The sequence below is a fragment of the Pseudocoprococcus catus genome (assembly GCF_019734885.1).
GTDB classification, from domain to species: Bacteria; Bacillota; Clostridia; order Lachnospirales; family Lachnospiraceae; genus Coprococcus_A; species Coprococcus_A catus.
The window spans coordinates 79,930-94,211 of sequence record NZ_JAAXCM010000032.1 but is presented as its reverse complement, the minus strand read 5'-3'; the positions used below and the strand labels follow the sequence as shown (position 1 = coordinate 94,211).

Genomic DNA, 14,282 nt, shown 5'->3' with positions numbered 1-14,282 from the left:
ACTTGCCTATAGGGACAATTATGGAGTATAATGTGGCATAAAGAAAGGCACTATTTTATGTAACCTTCAGTTTATGCTTTGTTTAAGGAGAGACTATGCTGCAAATTAAAAATATAAGCAAGACATACAAGACAGGTAATCTTGTTCAGCGGGCACTGGATGATGTTAGTCTGAATCTCAGGGACAATGAGTTTGTGGCCATTCTGGGACCCAGCGGTTCCGGCAAAACGACGCTGCTGAATATTATCGGTGGTTTGGACCGATACGACAGCGGTGATTTGATTATCAATGGCATTTCAACAAAGAAATATAAGGACAGAGACTGGGATTCCTATCGAAACCATACGGTTGGTTTTGTGTTTCAGAGTTACAATCTTATCCCGCATCAGACAGTATTGGCGAATGTGGAGCTGGCGCTGACGATTTCCGGTATTTCAGGAAAGGAACGTCGGGAGCGCGCCATCAAGGCACTGGAAGAAGTAGGTTTGGGAGATCAGCTCCATAAGAAGCCGAATCAGATGTCCGGCGGTCAGATGCAGCGTGTATCTCTGGCCCGCGCCCTGGTGAATAATCCGGATATTCTTCTGGCGGATGAACCGACAGGAGCCCTGGACAGTGAGACAAGTATTCAGGTAATGGATTTGCTGAAAGAAGTGGCCAAAGACAGACTGGTTGTCATGGTTACCCATAATCCGGAGCTGGCCTATCAGTATGCCACACGAATCGTAAAAGTGAAGGACGGAAAGCTTCTGGAGGATTCAGATCCTTATGAGATTCCTGAAGGTGAAGCCCCGGTGCCAGTGCATAAGAATATGGGTAAGTCCTCTATGTCTTTCCTGACAGCTTTGTCACTGAGCTTTAATAATTTAAAGACTAAGAAGGCAAGGACGATTTTGGTGTCATTTGCGGGCTCCATTGGCATTATCGGCATTGCCATGATTTTGTCTCTGTCTCATGGTGTGAATCAGTATATTGAAGATATGGAAGAAAAGACCATGTCAGAATATCCGCTGCAGATTACCAAGACAACGACAAATATGATGTCAATGAGTGAAGACATGATGAGCTCCAAGAAGGCAACAAGTACAGATAATAAAGTCAGGGAAATGCAGATTCTGACACAGATGGTGTCCGGTACAGAGTATAATGATCTGAAATCTTTGAAAACGTATCTTGAAAGTGGGCAATCGGACATTAAGAATCAGACAAAGGCGATTGAATATGACTATGGCATTACACCGCAGATTTATCTCCAGGAAGATGATGGGGATGTGCGGCAGGTGTGCCCGGACCAGACGTTGTCTTCTTTAAGTGGATCCTCATCGATGATGCTGGCCATGATGGGAAGCAGTGGTATGGAGCAGTTTCATGCCTTGCCTGAGAATGATGCACTTTACAAAGACCAATATGATGTAAAGGCAGGACATTGGCCTGAAAATGATCATCAATGTGTCGTTGTATTGACCAAGGACGGTCGTCTATATGATATGACGTTATATTCTCTTGGATTGAAATCTGGTGAAGAGCTGGATAAGCTTCTGGATGCTGTTGCGGATGACAAGACAGTAGAGACCAGTGATAAGCTTGAAACTTTTGATTATGATGATTTTCTTGGTATTAAACTGAAATTGGTCAATGCCAGTGATTATTATGTGTATGATAATGATTTTTCAGTGTGGAAGGATAAATCGGATAACGATAAATATATTAAAAATTTGGTCAAAGATGGAGAAGATTTGGAGGTGGTTGGCGTTGTACAGCCAAAAGACGGCGAAGATATTACTATGCTGACTGCGGGTGTCAGTTATCCGGCATCACTGGTGAATCATGTGATTGAGGAAGCTTCCAAGAGCAAGATTGTAAAAGCACAGATCCAGGATAAGAAAAAGAATGTTTTTAATGGCAAAGCCTTTGATGATCCAGATGACGAAAACGGTTTAAATATGGAAGACTTCTTTAAGGTGGATGAGGAGGCCTTCAAGAATGCTTTTAAAGTGGATACATCAAAGATGAATATGGACTCGTCGGTATTTTCGGATATGGACTTCAGTGATGTGGATTTAAGTGATTTGGTAGACGGAGATGCGTTGGCAGATGCCATGCCGTCTTTTTCGGAGAAAGATTTTCAGGATATTCTGAAAGGCGTATCGGTGAATCTGACACAGAATTCGTTGGCAGAATTATTTAATACCCTTTTGGATGGTTATAAGAAATCTGTGGGTGATAACCCGGAAACAGATATTACAGGACTGACGGATGGTCTGAAGCAGTTTCTGACATCTGACGATACAATTGCTTATTTATCAAAAAAGCTGAAAGAAATCCTCGGACCTGAACTGGACGAAGTGCTGACAAAGGATTTGCTGAAAGACTTTATGATGCGTGTCATGGAGGATTATCAGGAATTTGCTTCCCAGCAGGAAGATCCGAATGATTTTGAAACCAATTTCAGAGCCTATCTGGAAACAGATGCGGTGGATCGTATTCTCTCGGAAGAGTTAGTCAGTCTGAAAGATAAGTTGTCATCCGTAGAGATTACAGATGATCAGCTGAAGGAAATTATGACAGATTTGGCAAATGGCTATGAAGATTATGCGAAGAAAAATAATCTGGCACAGCCGGACAAGATTCTGGACGCTTTTCTGAAGTATGTTTCTTCTGATAGTGGACAGAAGGTGCTTCTTCAGTATGCGGGACAGATTGTTGATACGAAGACACTGCAGGCAAATCTTCAGAAGAAGATGGCTGATGTTATGGGCGATTTTTCAGATGAATTGACAGATCAGATCAGCAACGCCATGGGTAAAGTGATGGGTCAGATCAGTTCCAGCCTGCAGAAGTCTATGGGGGCTGCCATGACGTCGATGATGGACAATATGCAGGATATCTTTTCAATTGACCCGGATGCTTTTGCCAAAGCCATTCAGATGAATATGTCGGAAGAGGATCTTCAGGAATTGATGACCTCCCTAATGACAAAGGGCAGTGCTTCTTATGAAGATAATTTGAATAAGATGGGATATGCAGATGAAGCAGATCCGCAGACAATTTCTATTTATCCGGTGGATTTTGACAGCAAACAGGTTGTTGATCAGATTTTTCAGGACTACAACGATGATATGACGAACAGCGGTCAGGATGATAAAGTTATTTCTTATACAGATTTGGTAGGCGTAATGATGTCATCTGTTACTTCTATAGTGAATATGATTTCTTATGTACTGATTGCATTTGTGGCGATTTCACTGGTAGTTTCATCAATCATGATCGGCGTTATTACCTATATAAGTGTATTGGAGAGACGTAAAGAAATTGGTATTCTGCGTGCGATCGGTGCCAGCAAAGGAAATGTCGGTGCTGTCTTTAATGCTGAAACCTTCATCATTGGTCTGCTGGCAGGTGTGATCGGTATTGCCATAACCATCATTGCGATCTTTCCGACGAATTATATTATTCATACTGTATCCGGTAATACGGATGTTAATGCAGCATTGCCGATCGGAGCGGCCTTTGTACTGATTGTATTAAGTGTTGTACTGACACTTCTGGGAGGGCTGATTCCAGCTAATAAGGCTTCAAAGAGTGACCCTGTAACAGCACTCCGTACGGATTAAAGAACTCAGCTAAATAAGAGTAACTGAAAAGTAAATGGCATATGACATTTTAAATAAAGTGTGATATACTATGATTAAGCAGTGGACAGCTTCTGATGTTGCAATTGCGATGTCGGAAGCTGTTTGTGTCTAACAGGCAGGTCTGTTGAGATTTTAAACATGGATCATGTAAATGGATGGGGGTATTTATCATGAAGTTTGTAACATTGGTGGAAGACACAACGAAGTGTGAGCTGGGGGCAGAGCACGGGCTCAGTATTTATGCGGAGACGGAGAAACATAAGCTGCTGTTCGATGTGGGAACGACGGATCTGTTTATCAAAAATGCAAAAGCATTGGGCATAGATCTTTCTCAGGTTGATACTGTTGTTATTTCCCATGGACACAATGATCATGGCGGTGGTCTGGATGCCTTTCTGGCAATCAATGACCATGCTGTGATTTATTTGCAGGAGAAGGCATTTAACGATCATTATACGGCTAAAAAGACGGGGCCTGAGTATATTGGTCTGAATCAGAATCTAAAACATCATCCGCAGGTAAAACTGTTGGACGGCAGTTATGTTATTGACGATGAACTGCAGATTTACAGCCACGTTGTGGGCGAGATTTATGAGACAAATAAAAATCTGCTGAAAGAGGATAAGACAAGGGATGATTTTGTCCATGAACAGCATTTGCTTATTCAAGGAAGCAAGAATGTCCTTTTGATGGGATGCGGACATAAAGGTGTCCTGAATATTATCGGACAGTGTCCGGCTGCGCCGGATATTGTAATCGGCGGTTTTCATCTTTACAGCCCAAGAACAGGTGAGTGCCTGCCAGAACCGGTTATTATGGATCTGGCTGCGAATCTGCCGGATGCAGTTTACTATACAGGACATTGTACCGGTGATAAAGCGTTGGCGATCCTGACACGGGAATTGAGAGAAATCTATCCGTTGATGACAGGAACAGTGATAGAGGCATAACGGAAGTATAACTAGATTTGAATAAGACAGGCTTCAAATAAGCAATAGCAGGCTTATTTTGAAGCCTGTTTTGTCCCGCTGCATAGAAAAGTGCGTCCTAATAATAGAGAAATTGTAATAACAGCAAAAATAATAATTCTTCCCTTGAAAAACATCTATGCATGCCTTAAAATAATTAGCGGTAAAATTAGCGGTGATTTTCTGTATACAACAGAGTTTCGAAATATATAATGAGAAAGGCGTTTCAATCAATGGGAAAATTAACAGATAATCAATGGGAAGTCATGATGCATTGGCTGCTTACGCTGGTGGGCGGTTTTATGGGTGTGTATGCGGTTTTGCTGCATGCCGGTAATTTTGGTTCAGCGCAGACGGGCAATGTAATGGAAATGGCGGCAGAGCTGGTTTCCATGGAATGGCAGAAAGTACTGCTTCGCATGATCGCATTTATTATTTTTGGATGTGGTGTTGTTGTAGCGTATCTTCTGACAAATTATACTGAATTGAATATGAGAAAACTGGCATTGTGGGTGGATGCAGCCGGTTTGACACTGGCTTCATTGCTTCCGCTTGATCCGGTATTGCCGGGACTTTATCCTGTCTTTTTCTGTGCTTCATTTCAATGGGGTGTTTATTCGGCGGCAGGCGGATTTAAAAGTGCTTCAATTTTTACAACGAATAATTATAAGCAGGCACTTTTGGGATGGACACAGTACATACTGACGAAAGATAAAGAATTTTTAAGAAAAGCGATTGTTTATACATTTACAGTACTTTCCTTTTTTGGTGGTGCATGTCTTGGTGCATGGTCTGTTTATACTTTTAATGTTCGAGGTGCATATATTGCATTTGTTCCGCTTGCAGCTGCACGTATACTGATTGCTGTCGGAGAGAGATCTGCACAGGATGAGACACCGGCGGAACTGGCAAGGGAAGCAACAGAGGAAGCAGAAGAAGCGGTTCTTCTCGAAGAGGAGCTGCCAAAGTAAAGTGCCAAAATATGACATTATCCGTTGACGGTCTTTTCACCACAGGATATAATAGATGGGAGATGTCTCGCACATTTTAGCAGGGTGCAGGTGGTGAGACATAAATTTGCAGCAGTGGCGGGCGATAATCCCCCATCTGTGATGAAAGGGGAAAAGAAAATGTTTTCTATGGTATTTAATACCACCAATTTATTGATTCTGATTATTGTGCTGATCATCTGTTACAGTTTTTGGGCACCATATATCCGTGGCAAGAAGATAAAAGCGGTGGTTGATGGTTACTGCCATCCTGCGGAAGGTAAGAATTGTGATGTTGTATGGTGTTATCGCCTGATGTATCGTGAGCAGAAGGCCGGTAAACGATTATATTGCTGTACAAGACAGACATATGATACCCGTGAAGAGATGCGTGCGAAGTATCCGAAGGGAACAGAAGTGAATATCCGCTGTTTCACATCACCGAATACGCAGGAACCGATTGCGGTTATTCTTGATGACAATGATGACAAGAAGCTTCAGATGATGTATACATTGGCTGCTTTCCTTGGCGGTCTCGGACTTGCTGTGGGTTATCAGCTGCTGATGTATCAGTGGGGACGATAGAACAATATAAAGGCTACTGTTTTACTGAGTTTTATCAGCAAAACAGCAGCCTTTTTGTATCCTAATATAAGCAGAAGTCGCTGAGATCTTCTTTCAGCAGTTGAATAGCTCTTTCGATGTCTTTTTTCTCAAGGCTTTCAATGATCGGATAATGGTGCTGAACATCGATAGATGGAACAGACTGGTTCCATGTATGCCAGTAAAACTGGGCATAGGCGCGTTTCAAGATAGCCATGGAGCGTGCTAACTGTTCGCTAGCATATCGGTTATGGGCAAAGGAGAGAAGTGTCAGATGAAACTCTGTGTTGGCTTCCCAGTGCTCCCATACAGTGCTTTCCGGTGAAAGACAGCGATCGGCAATGCGGGTCAGTTCACTGAGCTGAAGTTTGGTGAGATTGTGGTAACAATTGCGCAGATAGCCGGTTTCCAGGATCAGACGGTAGTTCTGGATTTCTTCAATTTCTTCACTGGTAAGGCGGATGATTTCATAACCGTATCGAGGAAAACTGCGCAGAACATTGTCGCTGCAGAGAGCAATCAACGCTTCCCGGACCGGTGCTTTGCTGCAGCCAAACTTTTCTACCAGTTCTTTTTCGTTTAAAATCTGCCCGGGTTTGAATTCTCCGGAAAAAATATGATCGAGAATTGCATTGTATATCTGAGTTTTGAGACTTTCTTTTGTTTTTGCCATAGTTTTTTATCCTTTTAATTTACTACATCATATTGTAACACAGTGAATTAATAAAGACAATCGCAAGTCTGATGGTGTTGTTTTATATCTTGATTACTAATCATATCAATGATATGATTAGTAATGTGAACAAAAGAGAGGAAAGAATGAACGTGGATAAAAAGTTATATAACAATTATGTGAAGATACTGAAGAATGAACTGGTGCCGGCACTGGGCTGTACAGAACCCATCGCCATTGCTTATGCAGCGGCCAAAGCAAGAGAAGTTCTGGGTGAATTCCCGGATCATGTGGAGATGCGCTGTAGCGGCAATATCATTAAGAATGTCAAGGGGGTTACAGTACCGAATTCGGATGGCCAGAGAGGTATTGATGTTGCAGCGATCCTTGGTATCGTAGGCGGCGACGCATCCAGAGAATTGGAAGTATTGGAATCCGTGAAACCTGAAGATGTGGAGAAGACAAGAGAACTGGCGGCGGCAGGATATTGTACATGTACACTGCAGGAGGATGTGGCGAATCTTTATATTGTGGCCAGAGTGTGTAAAGGCAGCCATTATGCGGAAGTGACGATTATCAACCGACATACATATATTACAAGAATCGTGAAAGATGATGTGGTCCTTTTTGAGGCGGCAGTCAGTGAAGAATCCAGCAATTATGTGGACAAGTCTTTATTAAATGTGAAAGATATTCTTGAGTTTGCGAATACAGTGAATATAGATGATGTAAGAGAAGTTCTGAAACGGCAGATCGAGATGAATTCGGCCATTGCGGATGAGGGATTGATGCACCCTTACGGCGCACAGATTGGGCGGACATTGCTGCAAGTGTATGGTGACGATGTCAAGATTCGTGCCAAAGCGAGGGCGGCAGCCGGTTCTGATGCCAGAATGGGTGGCTGTTCCATGCCGGTTGTCATCAATTCCGGAAGTGGTAATCAGGGGATGACGGTTTCTTTGCCGGTGATTGAATTTGCCAAGTCTTTATTTTGTACAGAAGAACAGCTGTATCGTGCGTTGGTTGTGAGCAATCTGGTGGCAATCCATCAGAAGAAGTATATCGGCAGCCTGTCCGCATACTGCGGCGCTGTCAGTGCAGCATGCGGAAGCGGTGCCGCCATCACTTATCTTTATGGGGGAACTTATGAAGATATTTCAGCGACGATTGTTAATACCATTGGCAATGTCGGCGGTATTGTCTGTGATGGGGCGAAATCTTCCTGCGCTGCCAAAATTGCATCCGCAGTAGATGCAGCGATTCTTGGACATTTCCTCGGAAGGAAGCATCACTGGTTCCAGCCTGGGGAAGGTATTATTCAGAAGGATGTGGAAGGTACGATTAAGAGTATGGGCTATATCGGCCGTGTCGGTATGAAAGATACAGACAAGCAGATCCTGAACATTATGATCGATCAGGTTAAGGTTGATTAAGACAAAAGCTGATCAAAATAGTAGGAAATGGCTAAAATAGCGGATATACCAAAAATTTTGTTTACGGCAGAAAGGTTTTAAGGTATAATATTATTCAGCTGTTGGATTAAGTATTAAAACGGCAAATATAATTATAAGTTTTCTCAATGATAATGGAGGAGAGATTATGAAAGAAACATTTAAAAAGGTTCTGGCTATGGCATTGGCAATGACCATGGCAGCAGGCGTTCTGACAGGCTGCGGTGGCAAGGATCCTGTGGCAGATACATCTGCATCTGGTGAAACAGCAGCAGCCGGAAGTGAAGCAACAGGCACAACAGGTATTGCAGACACATTTACGTATGCCATCGGCGGTGATCCGGGTGCCAACGTGAATGTTATCACAACAAGTGACCGTTTTGGTCTGATGACGGTCAAGATGATCTATTCACCACTCTGCATGTACAATGCAGACGGTATCAACTGGTTCCTGGCAACAAGTGTTGATACATCCGATGACAACACAGAGTATACATTCCATCTGCGTGATGATGTTAAGTGGTCTGATGGCGAGCCATTTACAGCAGATGACGTTGTCTTCACTTACGAAGCCATGGAGAATCCGGATAATGCAGGCTGGGCTTATTCACAGCTTGTTTATGATCAGGGCGCAACAAAGATCGAGAAGATTGATGATTACACAGTGAAGTTCACAATGCCTTTTGCAAGTGCAGCTTCTCTGGAAATGCTGTGCAACATCTTTATCATGCCTGAGCATATCTACAAAGATGTGACAGATTTCGAGAACAATGAATTCAATACAAAACCTGTCGGTACAGGCCCATATGTGATGTCTGAGTATTCTGCAGGTTCTTATGTGAAGTTCTCTGCCAATGACACATATTTCCTTGGCAAGCCAAGCATTGGTACAATCGTTTACAGAATTATCGAGAATTCCAACACAGCGATGATGGCTATTCAGAGCGGTGAAGTGGATGCGTGGGTGGCAACACCTTCAGAAATCGGTCAGATGAATCTCGAAGCGAACAACCTGACAACTTACGCTTACAGCGAAGGTCGTGTTGGTTACATGGCCATCAATGTGAAGCAGATTCCGGATCAGAAGGTACGTCAGGCCATCTTCTACGCATTGAATACAAAGGATATTGATGATGCTGTTTTCCTGAGCGATGAGTATTATGATATTCCGACAAGCTTCCTGCCACCTACAAGTGAATTCTATACAGACAATGTTGAGAAGTATGATCAGAATATTGAGAAAGCCAAAGCACTTCTGAAAGAAGCTGGCGCAGAAGGTCTGAAGGTTGAACTGACTTACAGTGGTTCTGATGCTGCACAGGCAACACAGGCTGCCATGATTCAGGAACAGTTGGCTGCAGTTGGTATTACATGTTCATTAAACGGTATGGACAGTACAGCCATGATCGATCAGCTTGCAAAGGAAGACACAACAATTCAGATGTACCTGAATGGTTATATTATGGGTATTGATCCGGATACATTCTATCCTCTGTTTGGTACAGATGGTGGTTATAACTATATGCACTATGATTTCACAGAAATCGATGATCTGTTCAAACAGGGTCGTGAAACATCCGATGAAGCAGAGCGTAAAGCCATCTATGAGAAACTTCAGCAGACACTTCAGGATGAAGCCTGCTTCTATCCATTAGTTTCCAACAAGCGTATCCTTGTTGTCAACAAACGTGTCGGCGGTGTTGAAGATGCCAAGCTTGTACCTGTTTACACATTCGAGGATACATCTAAACTGACACTGAGCGAATAAGCGCCTTAGGCGGATCCTTTATGTCTGCTTTGAATTGATTGGCGTGAAGCGCATATTGGGCGGCTGCAGGACTGAATTTTGCAGCCGCTTATTATATAGCAAAGTAAATTTCGTATATTTACGACAAGGAGTAAAATGATATGGCAAAGTACATCATTAAAAGAATACTGGCAGCCATTCCTATGGTTCTGATCATTACGGTTATATGTTTTGCTTTGATGAATCTGGCACCTTATGATGCGATCGACGCAATGACGACGCCGAATATGTCACCGGAGACGGTCGCATTGATCAAGGCAAAATATGGATATGACCAGCCGGTATATATTCAGTATATCCGATGGCTCGATGGCCTGATCAACGGCAATTTCGGTTATTCCATCGTTACCCATCAGAGCATTTCAGCGGATCTCGCAATCCGTATTCCGAATACGATCAAATTGATCCTTCCGGCTTATCTGCTGGCCTATGCACTGGCAATTGTGCTGGGGCTGATCGCCGGTTCTCATAAGAATAAATGGGTAGACAAACTCATTGACGGTATCTGCGCCATTGGTATCGCACTGCCTACTTTCTGGGTATCGATGCTTTTAATATATTTCCTGGGTTACAAGTTGAATGTGCTTCCTATCGTGGGTATGCATACCATTGGACAGGAGAATTCCATGATTGATTATCTGAGACATTTTCTGATGCCGTTTATTGCGCTTTTCTTAAGCTTTCTGCCGGATGCGACACGTTATGTGCGTTCCTCAACGATTACGCAGTATTCTGAAGATTATGTCATGGTACAGCAGGCTTTTGGTGCGTCAAAGGCAGAGATTATGTTTAAGCATGTCTGCAAGAATGTTCTTCTGCCGATCATTACAAAACTCGGCATGGCATTGCCGATGCTTGTAACAGGTGCAATCATTACAGAGACAATTTTCGGATGGCCGGGTGTTGGTCCGTATTTCGTAAAAGCGATTCAGGGTATGGATTATCCGATCGTTATGGTCATTCTTGTGTTGTCTTCAACATTGGTTATCCTGGGCAACCTGCTGTCAGATATCCTGTATTGTTTGACGGACCCGAGAATTAAGGATTTGGGGTGATAGTGATGGCGAAGAATAAAAGTGATCAGAAAAGAAGAATTGAAAATGTTTTAAGTGCATTAAAGCATGATAAGCTGGCAATTGCCTCCCTTGTATTCCTTGTGATTATTATCGCGCTGGCACTTCTGGCACCAATCCTGCCCTTGGACCCGAATACCACCGATGTGCGCAATATGTTTCAGCCGCCTTCACCGGAGCATTGGTTTGGTACCGATGATATCGGCCGTGACTATTTGTCACGAGTAATCTATGGCGGTCGTGTATCATTGTTAGTAGGTTTTCTTGCTATGATAACCTGTGTCTGTGTCGGTGTATTAGTGGGTACGGTTTCCGGTTATTGCGGCGGATGGATTGACAGTATCCTGATGCGTATCGTGGATATCATGTCATCCATTCCATGGATGGTACTTGTTACTGTGATTAGCCTTTTCCTGAAGCGTGGTCTCAAATCCATTATCATTGTTATCGGCTTCTTTACGTGGATGGAAATCGCCCGTCTGGTGCGAGCGGAGACACTGTCGCTGAAAGAGCGTGAATATGTGATGTATGCCAAATTCGTCGGTATTCCGGGATATGTGATTATTCTGAAGCATATTATTCCTTCCGTGCTTCCGACAATTATTATTGCGGCATCTACAGGCATTGCCAATGCGATCATGACAGAGTCTTCCTTGAGTTTCCTGGGCCTTGGTATTCAGCAGCCGATGTCTTCCTGGGGAAGTCTTCTTCAGAATGCCCAGAGTTATATGCAGAATGCGATTTATATGGCGATTCTGCCGGGCCTTTTGATTGTGCTGACAATTTTTGCATTTAATAAGCTGGGCAATCTCCTCCGTATTTTTGTGGAACCGCGAGTAATGTCCGGTGAGAAAGATTAGGAGGTTTGAGGATGGACGAGAATAAGATGACACAGGCAGGTGAGCGTCTTCTGACCGTGGATAATCTGAAGACCACCTTTATGATCCACAAGACAAAGGTTGAAGCTGTGCGCGGAGCCAGTATCCATGTGGATGACGGAGATATTCTGGCTGTGGTAGGAGAATCCGGCAGCGGCAAGAGTGTCCTGATGAAATCCATTATGGGACTGCTTCCGGAGAATGCTCAGACAACAGCAGACAGTCTGGTTTATATGGGGCGTAATCTGCTGGAGCTTTCTGCAGACCAGCGAAGAAAAATGCGAGGCAAAGAATTTGCCATGATTTTCCAGGATCCGATGACAGCCCTTAACCCGCTGAAGAAGATCGGTGCTCATCTGACAGAAGTGCTGATGCGTTACCGCAAGCTGAACAAGAAACAGGCACGCGAGGAAGCTATTGAGGCCCTCCGCAAAGTCGGCATTCCTTCCCCTGAGAAGCGTCTGGATCAGTATCCCCATGAATTTTCAGGGGGCATGCGTCAGCGTGTACTGATTGCCATGGCATTGTGCTGCAAACCGAAGCTGCTCATTGCCGATGAGCCGACAACGGCGCTGGATGTGACCATTCAGGCACAGATACTTGAATTATTAAAACAGTTAAGAGATGAAGAAAAGATGAGCGTTGTGCTCATTACCCATGACCTGGGTGTGGTGGCCAGCCTCAGCAACCGTATTTCCGTTATGTATGGCGGTCTGATCATGGAAGAAGGATTGACGGACGAGATTTTCTATGCACCGAAGCATCCGTATACGAGAGCACTGCTTCATGCGATTCCGCAGCCGACAACCGGTGTGAAAGAACGATTGGAAGCAATTCCGGGTATGGCTCCGTCATTGACCAATCCGCCGGCGGGATGCCCGTTTGCGGAACGCTGTAAATATGCCTGTGAGAAATGTGAAGCAGCGATTCCGGCTTATCGCCAGTATACAAAGACGCAGCGTGCCATGTGCGTATTTACGGAAGAAGAGTTAAATGCAATGGATAAGGAGGGAAAAGCTGATGGCAGAACAGAATAATCAGATCCTGTTGGAGACAAAAGACCTGCAGAAGCATTTCCCGATTAAGGATTTCTTCGGCCGTAAGAAGCAGGCAGTCAAGGCAGTAGACGGCATTACATTCCAGATTAGAAAAGGTGAGACATTCGGTCTTGTGGGCGAGTCCGGCTGCGGAAAATCCACTCTGGGCAGAACACTGATCCGTATGTATGAGCCGACAGGTGGACAGATTATCTTTGACGGCGAAGATATCACAAAGCTTGAAGGCGCCAAACTGCAGCCTTATCATAAGCGCATGCAGATTATTTTCCAGGATCCGTATTCAGCCCTGGATCCACATCATAATGTGGAAGAAATTATCCGTGAACCTATGTCCCTTTATACGAATGCATCCAAGAGCGATATTGATGAACAGATTGTTGAGCTGCTGAAGAAGGTAGGCATGAAAGCGGATGATATGTACAAGTATGCCTATGAATTTTCCGGCGGTCAGCGACAGAGAATCGGTATAGCCCGTGCTTTGGCAGTGAAACCGGAGTTTTTGCTTTGTGATGAACCGATTTCAGCGCTGGATGTGTCTATTCAGGCACAGGTTGTCAATATGCTGGAAGATCTTCAGGAAGAACTGGGACTGACTTATCTGTTTGTAGCCCATGATTTATCAATGGTTCGACATATTTCTACACGTATCGGGGTTATGTATCTGGGAAAGGTCGTAGAGATCGCCGAGAGTGATGAATTATATGACCGTCCGTTTCATCCATATACGGAAGCGCTGCTTTCAGCCATTCCTGTAGCAGACCCGAAGCTTGCAAGAAGTTCTAAGCGCAAGATTATCAAAGGCGATCTTCCAAGTCCGATGGATGTCCCAGGCGGGTGTCGTTTCCATACAAGATGTCCGTATGCCAAACCGGAGTGCAGTCAGATGGAACCGCCGCTGGTCGAGCGGACGCCGGGGCATTTTGTGGCCTGCCATATTCGATAATGCTGTATTCATAGAACGCATGTAGTGAATTCCATGGTGTTTACTTACATATATGGAATCTGAGTGTGTTTTAAAATGAAGATAAAAGTGTACTTTCATTAATGAAGAGAAATGTTTTTCTTTCGTTTGAAAGTACACTTTTTTGGTTAAATGGTGTATGATAAATCTGATAAATGACAGCTGTGAATGGACAAAACAAATGAA

11 protein-coding genes are annotated in these 14,282 nt (G+C 43.8%); 10 read left to right on the top strand and 1 reads right to left on the bottom strand.

Annotated elements, in window-relative coordinates; translation table 11 throughout:
- The first annotated feature begins 95 nt into the window (after positions 1-95).
- The 4 genes from HED67_RS09195 to HED67_RS09180 all read left to right on the top strand — a co-directional run bounded on the left by HED67_RS09195 (position 96) and on the right by HED67_RS09180 (position 6,177).
- The gene (locus tag HED67_RS09195; RefSeq protein WP_221718111.1) at positions 96-3,614 is read left to right on the top strand and encodes an ABC transporter ATP-binding protein/permease; all 3,519 of its coding nucleotides are present in this window, start codon (positions 96-98) and stop codon (positions 3,612-3,614) included.
- Positions 3,615-3,805: 191 nt separating this feature from the next.
- Positions 3,806-4,585 carry an MBL fold metallo-hydrolase gene (locus tag HED67_RS09190; protein ID WP_221718110.1) on the top strand — a complete coding sequence of 260 codons (780 nt, stop codon included), beginning with the start codon at positions 3,806-3,808 and terminating at the stop codon, positions 4,583-4,585.
- Positions 4,586-4,836: 251 nt separating this feature from the next.
- Entirely contained in the window at positions 4,837-5,574 is a 738-nt protein-coding gene (locus HED67_RS09185; RefSeq protein WP_246612171.1) for a YoaK family protein, read from the top strand.
- 93 nt (positions 5,575-5,667) lie between these two features.
- On the top strand, positions 5,668-6,177 hold the full coding sequence (locus HED67_RS09180) for a hypothetical protein (RefSeq protein WP_215631946.1): 510 nt from the start codon (positions 5,668-5,670) through the stop codon (positions 6,175-6,177).
- Positions 6,178-6,238: 61 nt separating this feature from the next.
- Here the strand turns inward: HED67_RS09180 and HED67_RS09175 are convergent, their stop codons facing one another.
- The gene (locus HED67_RS09175) at positions 6,239-6,868 is read right to left on the bottom strand and encodes a GntR family transcriptional regulator (protein WP_221718109.1); all 630 of its coding nucleotides are present in this window, start codon (positions 6,866-6,868) and stop codon (positions 6,239-6,241) included.
- A 152-nt stretch (positions 6,869-7,020) separates the two neighbouring features.
- Here HED67_RS09175 and HED67_RS09170 point away from each other — a divergent pair, with 152 nt between their 5' ends.
- From HED67_RS09170 to HED67_RS09145, 6 genes are all read left to right on the top strand, one after another.
- Positions 7,021-8,301 (top strand): L-cysteine desulfidase family protein, encoded by a 1,281-nt coding sequence (locus HED67_RS09170; RefSeq protein ID WP_221718128.1) that lies wholly within the window; start codon positions 7,021-7,023, stop codon positions 8,299-8,301.
- Positions 8,302-8,467: 166 nt separating this feature from the next.
- On the top strand, positions 8,468-10,087 hold the full coding sequence (locus HED67_RS09165) for an ABC transporter substrate-binding protein (protein ID WP_221718108.1): 1,620 nt from the start codon (positions 8,468-8,470) through the stop codon (positions 10,085-10,087).
- A 140-nt stretch (positions 10,088-10,227) separates the two neighbouring features.
- Positions 10,228-11,181: an ABC transporter permease gene (locus HED67_RS09160; RefSeq protein ID WP_117540547.1), complete on the top strand. Its 954-nt coding sequence runs from the start codon at positions 10,228-10,230 to the stop codon at positions 11,179-11,181.
- Positions 11,182-11,186: 5 nt separating this feature from the next.
- Positions 11,187-12,059, top strand: coding sequence for an ABC transporter permease (locus HED67_RS09155; protein WP_015514897.1), 873 nt, complete (start codon positions 11,187-11,189; stop codon positions 12,057-12,059).
- A gap of 11 nt (positions 12,060-12,070) precedes the next feature.
- A complete protein-coding gene (locus tag HED67_RS09150; RefSeq protein WP_221718107.1) occupies positions 12,071-13,114 on the top strand; it encodes an ABC transporter ATP-binding protein in 1,044 nt (347 codons plus the stop codon).
- Complete coding sequence (locus HED67_RS09145; protein WP_221718106.1) at positions 13,098-14,078, top strand: ABC transporter ATP-binding protein; 981 nt, start codon at positions 13,098-13,100, stop codon at positions 14,076-14,078. Before HED67_RS09150 ends, HED67_RS09145 begins: the two co-directional genes overlap by 17 nt.
- Positions 14,079-14,282 lie beyond the last annotated feature (204 nt).